Raw genomic sequence first — 16,528 nt, 5'->3', positions numbered from 1 at the left:
GATAAAATCTTTTTAACTTCGTATTTGTAAATAAAAACTAGTATTGTTCCAACATACACATCCATACGAACCTTTTTTTCCTGCGGGAGTCACAAAATTAATTGTGGGAACATTGCCACCTCCACGTTTTACTTCTGGAAAATTGAAAGAAGGAGATGTTGATTTTTGTTATGGTAGTATTAGCGGATTATTATGGCCGGTTTTAGATCGTATTTTTGATTTAGATTTGATTTTTGAAACAACACAAAAAGCTATAGATCAGCGTAAGAATTTTTTAGCCTCTCGAGGTATTGGAGTATGTGATATTGTGCATAGTTGTGAACGTGAAAAAATTGATGCATCTGATTTAGGTATGCAGCATATCCAACTAAGAGATGTAGTATCATATTTGCATCAATATCCTAACATAGAAACACTTCTGTTTACTGGTGGGAACAGTAAAAATGGACCTGAATATTTTTTTAGAAAACACCTTAGAGAATATCAATTAAAGTTAGAAGTAGTTTCTAATGATATTCCAAGAATTCATAGTTTTAGACTTGGAGAAAGAACTATAAAAACAGTTTCGTTGATTGCACCGTCGGGAGCTGCAAATAGATCTATTGGAAGTTTACAAACTTATAAAGATTTAAAAAACCAAAATCCAACATTCAATACAATTGATTTTAGAGTCTTGCAGTATAAAGATTATTTCTGATAAGATAGAAAAATCGACATCAATATTAGTGATGTCGATTCTCTTAATAAGTAACTTTGTTACAATACTATATTATTATGCATCTTGATAGGCTTGCGCTTGTGCAAGTAGAAATTTAGCTTGTTTTTCTGGTGCCATTTGAATCTGTACTAACCTCCATGTAAGATTGTAAGTACTAATCTTAAAGTTAGCAGGAATAGAACCGAAAAAAGGATCATTTGTGTCTAATGCGGTCGTTGCAAATGATGGTTGTCCTTTGGTGATTAGTTTAATTTCCGAAACACTCCCATCAATTGAACCTGTAACAGAGCGATAATATTGCCAAACTAAAGACGTGCTACCAATGCTATTAGTTAGATCTCTAAAACCATCTGCTGGTGGTGCAGATACATTATACGGTACTGTTGAGCTGGTTCCGAATTTATAAGATAATGAATTCACAATTTCTTTACCGCCCATGTTTACCGAAGAATAATCAAAATCCGTTTTTACGCTTTTGATTCCGTTCATTACATCCTTTACAGATGATTGAGCAGTTACATTTGGTACCTGTAGGTTTTCGAAATAACAGTAGAGTCCCACAACTCTAAAACTTACTTGTAATGACATAGTTCTTTTTTTAAAGTTAATATTTTTATTATGCCAAATTACAGTAAGTATTCAGGGAAAATACCCCGTATTAATACTGGTTAACAATTGTTTATTTATAAAAGAAAGAAAGTTCATGTCAATCAATTAAAGCTATACAATCGTTAACGTTTTTTTATAATCAGAATAGGTTTTAGTGAGATTATCTATTTCCATTGTAACGATAGTGTCCAATGATTTTATAGTCAAATAAACAATCTGCTAGTACTTGACCAGAACCAATGTTATGAACAATTAAATATCGTTTTTGATCAGAAGATTTTTTGTTTACGACTAATCCAATATGAGTAAGCCCTCCTCCTAAACTCCAACTAATGATATCTCCAGGTAAGTAATCTGTTGCGTTGTTAGAGTTAGATTTTGTCTCTCCAAATCTAGAAAAGAATCTCATTAAATTTGGAACTCTTCGATGATCAATATTTTTATCTGTTTTAGATAGTCCCCAGTTTTTAGGATATAAATGAAAATTCACTTTCATATCTTCATGAACCTCTTTTTGAAGATCGATTCCTAGTTTTCTATAGGCCCTTATTACTACATCTGTGCATACTCCTTTATCACTCGGAACATCTCCATTTGGATATTTTATGGAGAAATATGAAGGATCATAAGTCACATCATCTGCGGTTAATCTTATTGTAGCGTTGGATAGTCTATCATAAAAGCTTTCTTGAGAAACAAGAATATTAGAAAATGTAGATACTAAAAGGAATAAGATTAGTCTATGCATTTTGTTTTGTTTTTAATTTATTAACGTTATTAATTTTTTATTATTAAGAAAATTCTTGCATTATATTGTTAAAATTCTTTTTTTTGATCCTTGATTAGAATATAGTCTATTTTAATCAAGTATATAATTTTTGATACCCCTAATCTTCAATTTGTACTCATTATACTTTCGCGAAGGTGACTAACTAAAGTTACTACGATATTTCGTTATGAGAATTTACTGTTTACTAGCTGCTTTTTGCTCTTTGCTACAATATAGTTATGGGCAACAATTAGATGTTGATTTTTCCAGAGATGGATTGCTAGTTTTTAAAGAATTAGGAGTTTTAACTTCTCATATTATTGATTTTGATGTTCTAGAAGGTGGAGAAATTAATGTTTTGTACGAATCTGATGCAAAAAGAAACCTGGTACGTCTTACTAAAAATGGTACAAAAGATATTCGTTTCAATACCGAAATAAGTAATCTAAATAACGAATATACCATACCAGTAGCGATTAATTCTAAAGCAGATGGGAGTATATTAGTTCTATCAAACTTCTGGAATGGACATAGTTGGATGATTTCTGTAAATGAGTTTTATGATGATGGAACTATTAATCACGGGTTTGGTAGTAGTGGAGTGTACAAAAAAAATATTCTTGATAATTTAGATGATAATTATGGACAATATATCTATGCATCATCAAGAGATGAGATAATAGTTGTTGCCAAAGTAAAAGATTTTAGAAAAACAGAAAGTGAAGAAAAGATTGCTATTCTTAAACTTTCTGATATTGGAGAAACATTATCATCCGGTTTGTATGATGATCATTACTTTACATTAAATTGTTCTGCAATGACAAATGATTATCTATTATTAGCATATTCTGAATCTATTGATAATGGAGAAGAACAAGCCACTTACTTGGCTGGATTAGATAGTAGAAAAATGTCTTCGAATAAATTAAACTGTATACAGATTAATGAAGATTATCAATCATTTGATCGTATTGTGTTATCCGAAGAAGAGATGTATACTTCTCAATTGAAAAGTGATTCAGAGGGTTTGTATCATATTCGGAAATATGATGTAGAAGGAAATCTAGATGTTTCCTTTTTAGATACCGGAGAAATGAGTTATAGCGCGGATATTTATAACACTGATTTTGTGGTGAATGATAAGGGTGAAGTATTTGTTATTTCTGCTAGCTTGGATAATGAATTCGAAATATTGATCAAAAAGTTATTAAACAATGGAGATATCGATATGGATTATGGTACCAATGGAGTAGCTTCAGTTTTTCTTAAATACCCAATCTTAGAATTAAATAAAATTCGATTGAATAAAAAAAGTGAGTTGTATGTTTCTGGTGAAATGCGTGTCGAAGGTGATTCCTATGGTTTTATGACAAAATTAAAACTAAATATGGAGCAACTAAAAAGAGAAAAATTAGAAAAATTCTTGGATAATTTATTTACTAAAGAATAGTAAATTATTTAGATAACTCTTCTAACCTTTCTTTTTCTATTTTAGTGAGTTTATCAATACCTTGTTTGTTTATTTTATCTAATAAATCATTTAATTCTTTTTCTTTTTCTATTTTATTTGAATTGTATCGATCGTCTATATCTAATAGCCCTTCTGGTTTTTCCTTAATGCTTTTTTTGAATTGCAAAAAATCAGGTTTTAACCACTTGATGAAAACAAAAATGACAATAACGGCGATTATTAAAGGAATAGAAATAAAGGTTATCAATAAAATCGGAGATATCATAAAAATTCTAATTAATTCAGAACGAATATTATAAATATTCTTTTTTTAAATTTATGAATATTATCTAATTGTTTCAATAAAATCTTCAATACTTTCTACACCATTTTGAGTTAAGTGTTTGATAAAAGCAGATCCAATAATTGCACCTTTTGTAGTTTTAGTCGCTTTAGTAAACGTTTCATTATTACTAATACCAAATCCAACAATCTGTGGCGCCTTTAAATCCATATTAGCAATACGCTCAAAATATGCTTCTTGTGTATTTCCGAATCCAGATGTAGATCCTGTAACACTTGCAGAGCTTACCATATAAATAAATCCATTTGAAACACTATCAATAAAACGTATACGTTCTTCTGAAGTTTGCGGAGTAATTAAAAAGACATTGATTAATCCGTATTTTTCAAAAGTTTCTTGATATTGCTCGTGATACTCGGCAACTGGTAAATCAGGTATGATTAATCCATCAATTCCTATTTCTTGACATTTGGCGCAAAAAGCTTCTACACCATACTGCATCATTGGGTTAAAATACCCCATAATAATTAATGGTATGCTCACAGATTTTCTAATATCTGCAAGTTGTTCGAACAACAGTTTAGTAGTCATTCCATTTTTTAAAGCTATTGTAGAACTTTCTTGTATTGTTGGTCCATCTGCCAACGGATCGCTAAAAGGTAATCCTATTTCTATCATATCAACACCGCTTTTTTCTAGATCCTGAATGACTTTTTTTGTATCAGATAATGAAGGATAACCTGCGGTAAAATATATTGATAATAGTTTTTTATTTTGCTCAAGAGCTGTATTAATTCTGTTCATGTCTTTATTAGTACAGTAGTCTTTAATTAGTAATCAGTGTCAATAAAATAGATTGATACTAAGTACTAATTACTTTCTACTAATTTATTATAATTTGAAATAATCTATATAAGTATTAAGATCTTTATCTCCTCTCCCAGAAAGACTAATTACTACAATGTCATCAGGTTTAAATTTTTTGTCATTGAATATAGCCAAGGCATGCGATGTTTCTATTGCTGGGATGATACCTTCTAATTGAGATAATTCTAATCCAGCAGCCATGGCATCGTCATCTGTTACAGAGTAAAACTCTCCTCTTCCGGTTTTGTATAAGTGCGAGTGTAAAGGGCCTACACCTGGATAATCTAATCCAGCCGAAATAGAATATGGTTCGGTGATTTGGCCATCGCTCGTCTGCATTAGTAATGTTTTGCATCCGTGTATAATTCCTTCTTTACCTAATTGAGATGTTGCAGCACTTTCTCCACTATTAACGCCTTTACCAGCAGCTTCTACAGCAATAATTCCTACGTTTGGTTCATCTAAGAAATGATAATACGTTCCTGCTGCATTACTTCCGCCTCCGATACAGGCCACAACATAATCTGGATTTTCTCTTCCTTCTTTTTCTTTTAATTGCCATTTGATCTCTTCAGATATAATCGATTGAAATCTAGTAACCATATCTGGATACGGGTGTGGTCCAATAGCAGAACCAATAATATAATGAGTATCTACTGGGTTATTTATCCAATCTCTAATAGCTTCATTAGTTGCGTCCTTTAATGTTTTACTTCCGGATTTTGCAGGCCTTACTTCTGCACCAAGCATTTTCATACGAGCTACATTAGGAGCTTGACGTTTAATATCAATTTCTCCCATATATACGATACATTCAATTCCCATTAATGCACAAACTGTGGCAGTAGCTACACCGTGTTGCCCAGCTCCTGTTTCTGCAATAATTCTATTTTTGCCTAATTTTTTTGCTACTAGAATTTGCCCAATGGTATTGTTTACTTTGTGTGCCCCAGTATGATTTAAGTCTTCACGCTTTAAGTATACTTTGGTATTGTGTTTTTCAGAAAGACGTTTGGCATAGTATAATGGAGATGGTCGTCCTACATAATCCCTTAATAGTTGATCAAACTCCTCTTTAAAAGAAGGTTCATTCATAATCTCTAAATATGTAGATCTTAACTCTTCTACATTAGGGTATAGCATTTCTGGAATGTATGCTCCTCCAAAATCACCATAATATCCTTTTTCGTTTACTTGGTAGCTCATTTCTTTTCTTTTTGTGATATATCATAGTTGTCAGACATAAATAGCGCCTTTAACAATCTACAAACAATAGTTTTTTAAATTTTTCTAAATCATTTATATTTTTTAATCCTGGTTCAATTTCGAATTTACTATTGATATCTATTCCATATATTGGTAAATCTGTTTCTAGGATTTTTTTTACATTTTCAATTTCTTGTAATCCAATTCCACCACTTAAAATAAATGGAGTAGAGGAGTTATAATTATTTAAAACACTCCAATCGAACGTATATCCATTACCTCCTTTTTCTTTTCCTTTCGTGTCAAAAAGAAAATAATCTACAATTCCTTCATAAGGCTTTAATTCTTCAAAATCGAATTGATCTTTGATAGAGAATACTTTAAATATTTCTACTCTGTTAGGTTTGGTAGAGCTGTTTAACTTTGTTCTTAGTTCTTTGCAAAATTCAGATGATTCATTTCCATGTAACTGCACAGCGTTGAAATTATATTTGTTACTTTTTTCTAATATGGAATTAATTTCTTCATCCACAAAAACCCCTGTTTTTTTAATAGTATCCGGTATTTGAGGAATTATAGCATCAAAATTTCGAGGAGATTTTTCATAAAAAATGAACCCAAGATAGTCCGGCTGCAATGCTGCAACAGCTTCTATGTTTTCTTGATATTTCATTCCACATACCTTTAGTTTCATCTTTGTAAGGCTTTTATAAATTCTACAGCGCTAGATCCCGGGTTTTCAGTTTTCATAAAGTTTTCACCTATTAAAAACCCTTTGTATCCATATGGTTGTAATTCTTTTATAGCTTCGATATTACTAATACCACTTTCAGAAACTTTTACAAAATCATTAGGAATATGTTTGCTCAACTCTTTACTTATATCGATACTAACCTCAAAAGTTTTGAGATTACGATTATTAACTCCTAGCATATCTAAGGAAGGCATTATTGATTTCTCTAATTCTTCTAGATTGTGAACTTCTAATAATACGTCCAATGATAATTTTTTTGCAAACTCTGATAATGTTTTGATTTCGTCTTTAGATAATACAGCGGCGATTAATAATACTACATCGGCACCATATGCTTTGGCTTCTAATAGTTGGTATTCATCTATGATGAATTCTTTACGTAATAACGGCATCTTTACAGAAGCTCTAGCAAGTAATAAATCGTCTAATGATCCACCAAAATATTTTCCGTCTGTAAGAACTGACATTCCACAAACTCCAGCATTTTCGTACCCTGTAGCTACATCTTGGACACTAACTTTTTGATTAATTATGGATTTAGAAGGAGATCTACGTTTATGCTCTGCAATAATTCCTGTATCACTCTTTCGTAAAGTATCTGCTAAAGAATTTCCTTTACGATCAAATAATACAGAGTTTTCTAATTGATGAATAGGTATTAAGCTTTTTCTGAGTTCAACTTCTTTGTATTTATCTGCTATAATTCTATCTAGTATGTTCATTGTTAAATAACTGATCACTAATTCTTACTCAATTCTTGTACTTTTTTTAATGCAGCTAATCCTTTTCCTGATAGCAACGATTCTTTCGCTTTTTCAAATCCTTGAATTGGAGATAAATTTTCTACCGTTGCGATTGCCATTCCTGCATTAGCAGACACAACATTGTTTTGTGCCTCTGTACCTTTACCGCTTAGGATATTCATGAAAATAGTTGCTGACTCTTCTATAGAATCTCCACCCACAATCTCTTCCATTTTTAAAGCAGATACCCCAAAATCTTCAGGTGTTAGCATTCCTTCGGTTGTGTTAGAAATTGTTTTCGTACTTCCTGTAAGTGATATTTCGTCATATCCATCTAGTGCATGAATTATAGTAAAATTTTTATCTGTATTTTGATATAAATACCCATACATTCTTGCTAATTCAAGATTGAATACACCTACGATTTGATTTTTTGGAAATGCTGGATTTACCATAGGCCCTAGCATATTAAAGAATGTTTTTACGCCTAATTCTCTTCTTATAGGAGCTACATTCTTCATGGCTGGATGAAATAAAGGTGCATGTAATACGCATATCCCTGCTTCATCAATACTACGCTTTAGAAAATCTTTGTCATTACTAAATTTGATTCCTAAATGTTCCATAACATTAGAACTACCACATTTAGAAGAAACGCCATAATTACCGTGTTTAGTTACTTTAATACCAGCACCTGCAGAAACAAAAGATGATAATGTAGAAATATTAAAAGTATCTTTTCCATCTCCTCCAGTTCCACAAAGATCGATGGGATTATAATCACTTAAGTCTACAGCTATGCACAATTCTAATAATGCATCTCTAAAACCTTCTAGTTCTTCGACAGTAATACTACGCATCATATAAACCGTAAGAAATGAGGCAATTTGGCTTTGGTTATAATCTCCTTTAGATATATTAACCAAAACTTGTTTAGCTTCTTCTTTAGAAATGGTTTCGTGATTGATTAATCGATTTAATAAATTTTTCATAAGCCATTTTTTCCCAGTTTTCTCAGAGTATTGATAGAGAATTTACATAGGATATTTTTTAAAATTAATATAGTATCATTATTATTATCAATCTCAATTGTTGATCCAGTTTTCTAACATTTTCTTTCCGTCGGGAGTAAGTACTGATTCTGGATGAAATTGCACGCCTCTAACATCTAATTCCTTGTGACGAAGAGACATTATTTGTCCATTCTCATCAAATGATGTTGCTTCTAAACATGATGGTAAATCTTTTTCTGACACTACCCAAGAGTGATATCTCCCTACATCGAATGTATCGTTTAATCCATTAAAAAGTGGCTCGTCTGATACTGTAAGTTTTACTTCGGTAGCAACACCGTGGTAAACTTCATCGAGATTGATGATGTTTCCACCAAAAACTTCTCCAATAGCCTGCTGACCAAGACATACACCGAATATACTTTTGGTATTTGCATACGTTTTTATGATATCTTTTAATAGTCCAGCCTCATCAGGAATACCAGGTCCTGGTGAAAGTAGTATTTTATTAAAAGATGCTACTTCTTCTAAGTTCAATTGATCATTTCGTTTTACAACTACTTCACACCCTAAGTCTTCTAGATAATGAACCAGATTGTAAACAAATGAATCGTAGTTGTCTATTACTAATACTTTTTTCATCTCCTTATATTTCTTCAGCTAGTTTCAACGCTTTTGTTAGTGCTCCCAGCTTATTGTATACTTCTTGTAATTCGTTTTCTTTGTTTGATTCATTGACTAATCCTGCTCCAGCTTGCCAATGTAATTGATGGTTTTTACTTAAAAATGTTCTAATCATGATTGCGTGATTAAAATTTCCAGAGAAATCCATAAAACCAATTGCGCCACCATAAAAATCTCTGTTCACAGTTTCATACTTTTCTATAAGTTGCATAGCCATATGTTTTGGTGCTCCACTTAATGTACCCGCAGGAAATGTATCAGCAACTACCTGCATAGTAGTAGTGTCCTTGTGTTTTTTACCAGTTACTTTACTTACTAAATGAATTACATGAGAATAGAATTGCACTTCTCTATAAGTATCTACCGTAACGTCACTACCATTGCGACTTAAATCATTACGAGCTAGATCAACTAGCATTACATGCTCAGCGTTTTCTTTTTCGTCTACAGATAATTTTTTAGCAAGTTCTGCATCTTGTTCATCATTTCCTGTTCTTTTAAAAGTTCCAGCGATTGGATGAATTTCCGCAATATCATCTTTAACTACTAATTGCGCCTCTGGTGAGCTTCCGAATATTTTGAAATCACCATAATCAAAATAGAATAAGTAAGGAGATGGATTAACACTTCGTAAAGCGCGATACACATTAAATTCGTCTCCTTTAAATTTTTGAGAAAAGCGTTTAGATAAAACCAATTGAAAAACATCTCCTCGTTGGCAATGCTGCTTAGCTAAGGCAACATGTTCCTTGTATTGTTCATCATCTAAATTAGAGGTCGTTTGACCAACTGTAGTGAAATTATAAGATGCAAAGTTTTTTACATTGAGTAGAGATTCTATTTCCGAAATATTACTCGCAGAATCGTAACAATGGGCAAAAATGTAAGCTTCATTGTTAAAGTGGTTGATTGCGATAATATTTTGATATACGGTATATTGCATATCAGGGATGTCTAAACCACCTGGTTTCTTTGTGATTTCTATGTTTTCGAAATAACGGACCGAATCATAAGAAATATACCCAAATAATCCATTGTTTATAAATTTGAAATCACTTTTAGAGGTTTTGAATTTCTGCCCAAATTGCTCTATAACAAGAGGAATGTTTGTATCATTAGTTATTGGGGTTTCACTAAATGTTTTGTCAGGAAATGATTCATAAATGGTCTCATTTTCGATCCTAATATTAGCAATTGGATTACAACAGATATAAGAAAAACTGTTTTCATTACCTCTATAATCGCTACTTTCTAATAAAAGGCTATTAGGAAATCTATCTCTAATTTTTAGATAGACACTAACCGGTGTAATGGTGTCGGCAAGAATTTGTTTGAAATGTGTGGTTAATGTATAACTCATGTTAGATTTTAATATTTATAATTTATAAACCCCTTGATTATATGAACAAAAAAAAGGCTTGTCGTGATTTGACAAGCCTTTGATATGTTTACTTAACTATATGACAGGATCTATCTCACGACGTTTTCGTTATAAGATGACCACCACCATGTATTTGTTAAGATTATTTTCATTTTATTTTTCTTGAGTCAAATATATAAATTAATTATAATTCAAAAAACAAAAAATTACATTTTTAAATTTACAGCTAATTCGAATTCATCGCTGATCGCTTTATCCCCTAAATTATCAAAGAAACTTCCTGATCCGTATTTGATATCATATTTGGTTCTATCTACTTTTAAGGTAGTTGAAGCAGTTGATCCATTTACAGCAAGGTCAAAAGCTATAGGATTTGTTTTTCCCTTGATGGTAAGATCTCCGGCTATTTTAAAACCACCATCAATTTTTGAGGCTTTTTTAATTGTAAGTTTAGCGTTTTTGAAATTTTGTACGCCAAAGAAATCATCAGAATTAAGGTGACCTTCTAATTTTTCTTTTCCTTTTCCAGCTTCTAGATCTGTTACCGCAAGTGAGGTCATATCTACGATAAACTCACCACCACTTAAATTTTTGCCATCAAAGGTCAAGAATCCACTAGAGAAATTAAGTGTTCCAGTGTGTTGACCAGTCACTTTTTTTCCTGTCCAATTAATAGAACTTTCTGCTGTATTTATCTTTTTTTGTTGAGCATAAATAGATGTAGTAGCAATTATTGTTAATGCTAAGAATAATGGTCTAAGTTTGGTTTTCATAATTTTAAAATTTAATGATTATATAAATTGTGTTTACTTAATTAACTTCTAAGTTTATTTAATAGGTTGTTTAGAATGTTCAATTCTTCTTTAGATAAGTTGGAGGTGATTTTTTTTTCGAAATTATCCATTACGGGACTTATTTTATCTAAAAATTTATTCCCGTTTTCTGTTATCGTGATTTCTACTTTTCTTCTGTTAGTTTCACAAATGATTCTTTTTACTAAATCTTTTTTAATTAGTTTATCAACTAATCGTGTCGTATTACTCATTTTACTAACCATTCTCTCTTGTATAGTAGATAAGTTGGCAGGTTTACCTCCTTGACCCTTTAAAATTCGTAGCACATTAAATTGCTGAATAGAAATATCATAAGTTTTTAATTCTGAACTTATTCGATCACTTATCCAATTTTCGGTATATAATAAATTAATGATCACCTTTCTAGAGAGAGGAAGTTCTTTTTTTGTTTGTATGATATCTTCTATATTCATTTGTATAAACAATATTTGTATATACAAATGTAAAATGTTTTCTCTCTTAAAAATTATAAAGAGTTACTAATTCTTTGTTAAAGTTCAGATGATTGATATTCATTAATATTATTATTGTTCGATTATAGGATGAACGAAATCCTAAAATTCTCTTTATGAATTATTTAAACCTTGTTAATTTTCTTTTGAGAAATAACGCGTTTTAATACATTAGTGTAATGCAGAAACTGATCTTATATATAGGATTAACCTTTTTGGTTGTTGGGTGTAAAGGAGAACAAAGAGTTGCTTTTGAGGCATCTAATGTTTTTTCTAGCAAAGGTGTAGAGATACCAGTATATGATTTTGAAAATTTTGAACACCTTTTAACTATTAATGACGGAAAAACACGGGTGATTAATTTTTGGGCTACTTGGTGTAAACCTTGTGTTGCAGAATTACCGTATTTCGAATTGATTAATAGTAGATATCCAGATAAAGAAGTAGAAGTGATATTAGTGAGTTTAGATCTTCCTAATCAGGTAGAAACTAAGCTGATACCGTTTGTAAAAAAGCAACGTATACAAAGCAAAATTGTATTGTTGGATGATCCTGACGCTAATACTTGGATTCCTAAAGTGAATGAAAATTGGTCTGGTTCTATACCAGCTACCATAATATACAAAGGAAATACATCTAATTTTTATGAGCGATCCTTTACCTATGATGAATTAGAAAGAGAATTAAAAAAAATGTTATAATAGTTCCTAGTCGTACTGATTAAAACCTTAATTAAATAAAACAGATGAAAACTTTAAAAATTTTAGTAGCAGTTGTTCTAGTAATTGCAGTAAGTGCATTTGCGATTGATAAAGTTAATTTGTCAGATAGTGATGCTGGATATGTGATAGGTGATGTCGCAACAGATTTTAGCCTTAAAAACATTGATGATACTACAGTTTCTTTAGCTGATTATAAAGACGCTAAAGGGTTTATTGTTATTTTTACTTGTAATCATTGCCCATATTCTGTGGCTTATGAGGATAGGATTATAGAATTGGATAAAGCTTTTAAAGATAAAGGATATCCTGTTATTGCTATCAATCCTAATAATCCTAAAGCATATCCAACGGATAGTTTTGATAACATGAAAGTAAGAGCAAAAGAAAAAGGGTTTACATTTCCTTATTTGTTTGATGATGGCCAGAAAATATATCCTCAATATGGAGCTACAAAAACTCCTCATGTTTATATTTTAGAAAAAACGGCAAACGGTAACGTTGTGCGTTACATCGGAGCAATAGATAATAATTATAAAGATGCATCAGCTGCTGATAAAAAATATGCTGAGGATGCTATTAATGCTTTATTAAAAGGAGAAAAAGTTCCTGTAGAGACTACTAAAGCAATTGGTTGTAGTATAAAAGCATAATTAGCACTGTACTTTTAAAATAAATGGATGTACAACTTCGTACAATTCAGTAAGGACTCTTATATTTGTAAGGAATTGCGGATTTAAAAGTTCAATTAAAAAAGGAAATATAAAATGGCCGAAGATATCACTCAAGATCAATGGGAAGATCTAATTGCTAAGGATACAAATGCAGTAATTTTAGATGTTAGAACAGAGGAAGAGGTAGAAGATGGATTTATACCTAATATGTTAAATCTAGATATACGCCAAGGACAAGGTTTTTTAGATGAAGTACAGAAATTAGATAAATCCAAAAATTATTATGTGTACTGCCGTTCTGGAGCTAGAAGTGCACAAGCTTGTACATTGATGAATCAAATGGGTTTTGAAACTACTTATAATCTCATAGGTGGTTTTATGAGCTGGGATGGCGAAGTTGCCGAATAATAGTATTTAATTGTGTTTATGAGAATTAAAACAATAGTAACCGTAGTTGTTCTTTCAATGTTGTTATTCAATTGTAAAGATGCTAAAACAGATGATACTGCCATTGTAGAATTAATAACAGTAGCAGAGATGGATTCTTTATTGGAAATGGAAAAAGTACAGCTTGTAGATGTACGAACTCCACAAGAATATGCAGAAGGTCACATAGAAGGAGCGATTAATATAGATTTTAGTGATGAGAATTTCGAAACACTAATATCTGAAGTAGATAAAACAAAACCTGTAGCTGTATATTGCGGTAGGGGAGGAAGAAGTGGTAAATGTTCTGCGTATATGAAGAAAGCAGGGTTTACTAAAATCTACGATCTAGATGGTGGTATTACTGAATGGAAATATAAAGGAAAGACTTTGGTTAAATAATTTTTAAGTGTTTCTGTCATGATATAAAAAACCGACCATATAGTGGTCGGTTTTTTATTTTATATTTTTCCGAATTGATTATTGTTTTAAGATTCTTGAATAGGTTACATTTTTACCATTTTTTACTTTTATAATATAAGTTCCACCCGCAATTCCTTCAATTAAAGAGCTGATGTTTAGATTCTGTAAACTATTTTCTTTGGGTGTCGTATTAATTTTATTTAATAATTTACCAGTAATATCCCAAATAGATACTTCTAAACGTTGATTTGAGGTAGCATTATATGTCAATGTCAATGATTTAGCTGTTGTTGGATTTGGATAAATGATTGGATCACTATTGTTTAGTTTTGTATCATCAATAATATTTGGATTTTGTCTAGAAAGAGAGCTAATCGTTATATCTAAGTTTCCAGGAGCAGACCAATTCCCAGCAGCATCTCTTACCAAACTTTTAATTTTTCCATTTTGTCTTCTTATATCTTTAGTTACAGAAGATCCAGCTGTTATGGATTGTGTTTGATTTGCTCTAAATTTATACACTTTAAGATCATCGAATTCCATATTGGTTTTGTTCGTTCTTAACGAGATAGAACTTCCATTTTTGATTGGAGTCGTGTCTGTCCATCTTAAAAGCGAGGTATTGTTTCTAAAAATTTCTAATACTCCAAAAGCCGGGCTATAGGTTATTTTATAATTAGCCCATTGGTTATCTAGTGATACATCACTAATCGCTCTAAAATTTAGTTGATTATTTACTGTCTCATATATTCTGACCTTATTATCTTCTCCACTAAACCATATTAAATATGAGTTTCCTCTCTGACTTTGGGTTACATCATCAGCCATGATATGTAGACCAAATTTTTTTGGCCCAGTTGTAGAAATTGTTTTAGCAGAGAACTCATACAAATAAGGGAGCCCAGAATTTTGCGATAAAAAAGTATTCAATTTTGTATTGTCAGACGAAATGTCGGATTGACTTAAATGTCCATTACTAATACTCCAATTTCCAGCTCCTTGGGTATATCCAGAGTAGAAAATATTAAAATTGTCATTAAAAAAGCCATTGCCTCGGTTTGCATACCAATTATCACCATATTTCTCTAAAGCTTGATAAAACCTTCTAGTTACCCCTATGTTATCATTGTCATTAAAGTTAGCTGTAAAATCACCTGATTGTGTATTGCCGCCAGAAGCACTAATAGTCGTAGTTGGAGATTGATTATCGGTTCCGCCGCCAGATCCAGAGCAATTATTGTCAATAAGATTTTGTACTCCTGTTCTTATACTTGGCAGAATAGCATAACCTCCATCTCCTGGACACGCCGAACATCCACCTCCATCTCTATGCCCTGATATAGTTCTTAAAGAACCATCAATAGAATAGTGATAGGCAAATCCAGAAGGGTTAATGTTCTCTTTTGTAGCTTTCCAGGCTAATAAATCTTTTAAAGAATTTTGAGTAGCGACTTTTGGTGTAGCCGATGAATAATTACCTAACATACAAACTCCCATTGTATTACGGTTTCTACCACAAAAATGAGCACCTACCGCACTGTCTCCGCCAGCTCTTCCTTCGTAAATAACTCCATTCGGATCTATTAAGAAATTATATCCAATATCCGACCATCCATTAGAATTCATATGAAAATTTTGTACAGATCGTACTCTTGCAGCCCAATCACTACTAGAATTAGATCCAAATTCATGATGAACAATGAGATGTGTCACGTTCGTAGTAGGAAATGAACTTCTTGGAGGCCTTGCTCCCCATTGTGATCGTGAAACTACAGATGGTTTACTACAAGCTGCTTTATTTTGATTTTTAAATTTTATGGTGTTAATTTCTTCTAATGTTTTTCTTGGTGTAGCTCCAGGGCTGTAATGTTTTAACAGTATTTTTTCTAAAATCATTTCTTTATTCGTGGTAATATCTAATGCATATTGAATATAGGATATTGACTTATCTAGATATAATAGAGAAGAAATTAGATAGTTGTTATTTATTTTATCAAAATGTCCATCAAAAGGAATTTTTTTCCAATCTGACCAAATTTCCCCTTTTTCTGAAGTTCGGTAGGTGATCAAGATGGCGTCGTGATTTAAATTAGTACCATTTAATTGAAGATAAGTACTAATAAATGGTTCTGGTTCTATGAGTGAAATTTCTACAGGACTTATAATTATTTTTTCTGTTTCTGATAATTTAGAAAAGACTATTCCCTCATTACTATATTTTAAATTTTTAGATGTATAGCTAATAGCTTTTTTAGAACTTAATTCAATTACATTTTCTGTAGAACCTTCTCCTTTAAGTTTATTTCCTTGAGACCAAATTACCTGATGTAATAATAAACTTAGAATGAGGTAAATAAGTTTTGTGTTAGTTTTCATATGATGTTTGTGTTTTGAGTTTATATTTTATGAAGGGTTTTGCAAGAAAAAGGGCTCAGACAAGTTGTTAACCAAATATGTAGAACCCTTTTTACACACTTACAAA

19 protein-coding genes are annotated in these 16,528 nt (G+C 31.5%); 6 read left to right on the top strand and 13 right to left on the bottom strand.

Translation table 11 applies throughout. The annotated features are described in order from the left end of the window. Positions 1-43: 43 nt before the first annotated feature. Positions 44-697, top strand: a complete 654-nt coding sequence (locus D1815_RS10935) for a uracil-DNA glycosylase family protein (RefSeq protein ID WP_118386951.1) — start codon at positions 44-46, stop codon at positions 695-697. Positions 698-772: 75 nt separating this feature from the next. Here the strand turns inward: D1815_RS10935 and D1815_RS10930 are convergent, their stop codons facing one another. Beyond that, positions 773-1,306, bottom strand: a complete 534-nt coding sequence (locus tag D1815_RS10930) for a hypothetical protein (protein ID WP_027395393.1) — start codon at positions 1,304-1,306, stop codon at positions 773-775. A 181-nt stretch (positions 1,307-1,487) separates the two neighbouring features. Then, positions 1,488-2,075, bottom strand: coding sequence for a DUF1287 domain-containing protein (locus D1815_RS10925; RefSeq protein ID WP_118386949.1), 588 nt, complete (start codon positions 2,073-2,075; stop codon positions 1,488-1,490). Positions 2,076-2,283: 208 nt separating this feature from the next. Between D1815_RS10925 and D1815_RS10920 the strand changes: the two genes are divergently transcribed. After that, complete coding sequence (locus tag D1815_RS10920; protein WP_118386947.1) at positions 2,284-3,546, top strand: hypothetical protein; 1,263 nt, start codon at positions 2,284-2,286, stop codon at positions 3,544-3,546. 4 nt (positions 3,547-3,550) lie between these two features. Here D1815_RS10920 and D1815_RS23635 read toward each other — a convergent pair whose 3' ends face one another. The 10 genes from D1815_RS23635 to D1815_RS10870 form a co-directional block, all read right to left on the bottom strand. Beyond that, positions 3,551-3,733, bottom strand: coding sequence for a DUF6576 domain-containing protein (locus D1815_RS23635; protein ID WP_155839781.1), 183 nt, complete (start codon positions 3,731-3,733; stop codon positions 3,551-3,553). A gap of 159 nt (positions 3,734-3,892) precedes the next feature. Next, the gene (gene trpA / locus D1815_RS10910; protein ID WP_027395396.1) at positions 3,893-4,654 is read right to left on the bottom strand and encodes a tryptophan synthase subunit alpha; all 762 of its coding nucleotides are present in this window, start codon (positions 4,652-4,654) and stop codon (positions 3,893-3,895) included. Between the two features lie 87 nt (positions 4,655-4,741). Next, the gene (trpB, locus tag D1815_RS10905; protein WP_118386945.1) at positions 4,742-5,923 is read right to left on the bottom strand and encodes a tryptophan synthase subunit beta; all 1,182 of its coding nucleotides are present in this window, start codon (positions 5,921-5,923) and stop codon (positions 4,742-4,744) included. Between the two features lie 49 nt (positions 5,924-5,972). After that, positions 5,973-6,617, bottom strand: coding sequence for a phosphoribosylanthranilate isomerase (locus D1815_RS10900; RefSeq protein ID WP_118386943.1), 645 nt, complete (start codon positions 6,615-6,617; stop codon positions 5,973-5,975). Further along, the gene (gene trpC / locus D1815_RS10895) at positions 6,614-7,399 is read right to left on the bottom strand and encodes an indole-3-glycerol phosphate synthase TrpC (protein WP_118386941.1); all 786 of its coding nucleotides are present in this window, start codon (positions 7,397-7,399) and stop codon (positions 6,614-6,616) included. The genes D1815_RS10900 and trpC overlap by 4 nt, the downstream gene beginning before the upstream one ends. A 17-nt stretch (positions 7,400-7,416) precedes the next feature. Continuing rightward, positions 7,417-8,412 carry an anthranilate phosphoribosyltransferase gene (trpD, locus tag D1815_RS10890; RefSeq protein ID WP_108801525.1) on the bottom strand — a complete coding sequence of 332 codons (996 nt, stop codon included), beginning with the start codon at positions 8,410-8,412 and terminating at the stop codon, positions 7,417-7,419. A gap of 93 nt (positions 8,413-8,505) precedes the next feature. Further along, on the bottom strand, positions 8,506-9,075 hold the full coding sequence (locus D1815_RS10885) for an aminodeoxychorismate/anthranilate synthase component II (protein WP_027395401.1): 570 nt from the start codon (positions 9,073-9,075) through the stop codon (positions 8,506-8,508). A 4-nt stretch (positions 9,076-9,079) separates the two neighbouring features. Further along, the gene (locus tag D1815_RS10880) at positions 9,080-10,477 is read right to left on the bottom strand and encodes an anthranilate synthase component I family protein (protein WP_027395402.1); all 1,398 of its coding nucleotides are present in this window, start codon (positions 10,475-10,477) and stop codon (positions 9,080-9,082) included. Between the two features lie 227 nt (positions 10,478-10,704). Then, positions 10,705-11,271, bottom strand: coding sequence for a YceI family protein (locus D1815_RS10875; RefSeq protein WP_118386939.1), 567 nt, complete (start codon positions 11,269-11,271; stop codon positions 10,705-10,707). Between the two features lie 41 nt (positions 11,272-11,312). Next, the gene (locus D1815_RS10870; RefSeq protein WP_027395404.1) at positions 11,313-11,765 is read right to left on the bottom strand and encodes a MarR family winged helix-turn-helix transcriptional regulator; all 453 of its coding nucleotides are present in this window, start codon (positions 11,763-11,765) and stop codon (positions 11,313-11,315) included. 218 nt (positions 11,766-11,983) lie between these two features. Between D1815_RS10870 and D1815_RS10865 the strand changes: the two genes are divergently transcribed. From D1815_RS10865 to D1815_RS10850, 4 genes are all read left to right on the top strand, one after another. After that, entirely contained in the window at positions 11,984-12,505 is a 522-nt protein-coding gene (locus tag D1815_RS10865; RefSeq protein WP_027395405.1) for a TlpA disulfide reductase family protein, read from the top strand. Positions 12,506-12,549: 44 nt separating this feature from the next. Further along, a complete protein-coding gene (locus D1815_RS10860; RefSeq protein ID WP_118386937.1) occupies positions 12,550-13,176 on the top strand; it encodes a thioredoxin family protein in 627 nt (208 codons plus the stop codon). 114 nt (positions 13,177-13,290) lie between these two features. Further along, the gene (locus D1815_RS10855; RefSeq protein WP_027395407.1) at positions 13,291-13,605 is read left to right on the top strand and encodes a rhodanese-like domain-containing protein; all 315 of its coding nucleotides are present in this window, start codon (positions 13,291-13,293) and stop codon (positions 13,603-13,605) included. A gap of 18 nt (positions 13,606-13,623) precedes the next feature. Further along, on the top strand, positions 13,624-14,025 hold the full coding sequence (locus D1815_RS10850) for a rhodanese-like domain-containing protein (protein ID WP_118386935.1): 402 nt from the start codon (positions 13,624-13,626) through the stop codon (positions 14,023-14,025). Positions 14,026-14,103: 78 nt separating this feature from the next. On the opposite strand, the gene D1815_RS10845 is transcribed toward D1815_RS10850, so the two are convergent. Next, complete coding sequence (locus D1815_RS10845) at positions 14,104-16,422, bottom strand: N-acetylmuramoyl-L-alanine amidase (RefSeq protein ID WP_118386933.1); 2,319 nt, start codon at positions 16,420-16,422, stop codon at positions 14,104-14,106. Positions 16,423-16,528 lie beyond the last annotated feature (106 nt).

The sequence above is a fragment of the Aquimarina sp. AD1 genome (assembly GCF_003443695.1).
GTDB classification, from domain to species: Bacteria; Bacteroidota; Bacteroidia; order Flavobacteriales; family Flavobacteriaceae; genus Aquimarina; species Aquimarina latercula.
This window is presented reverse-complemented; position numbering and strand designations above follow the sequence as displayed.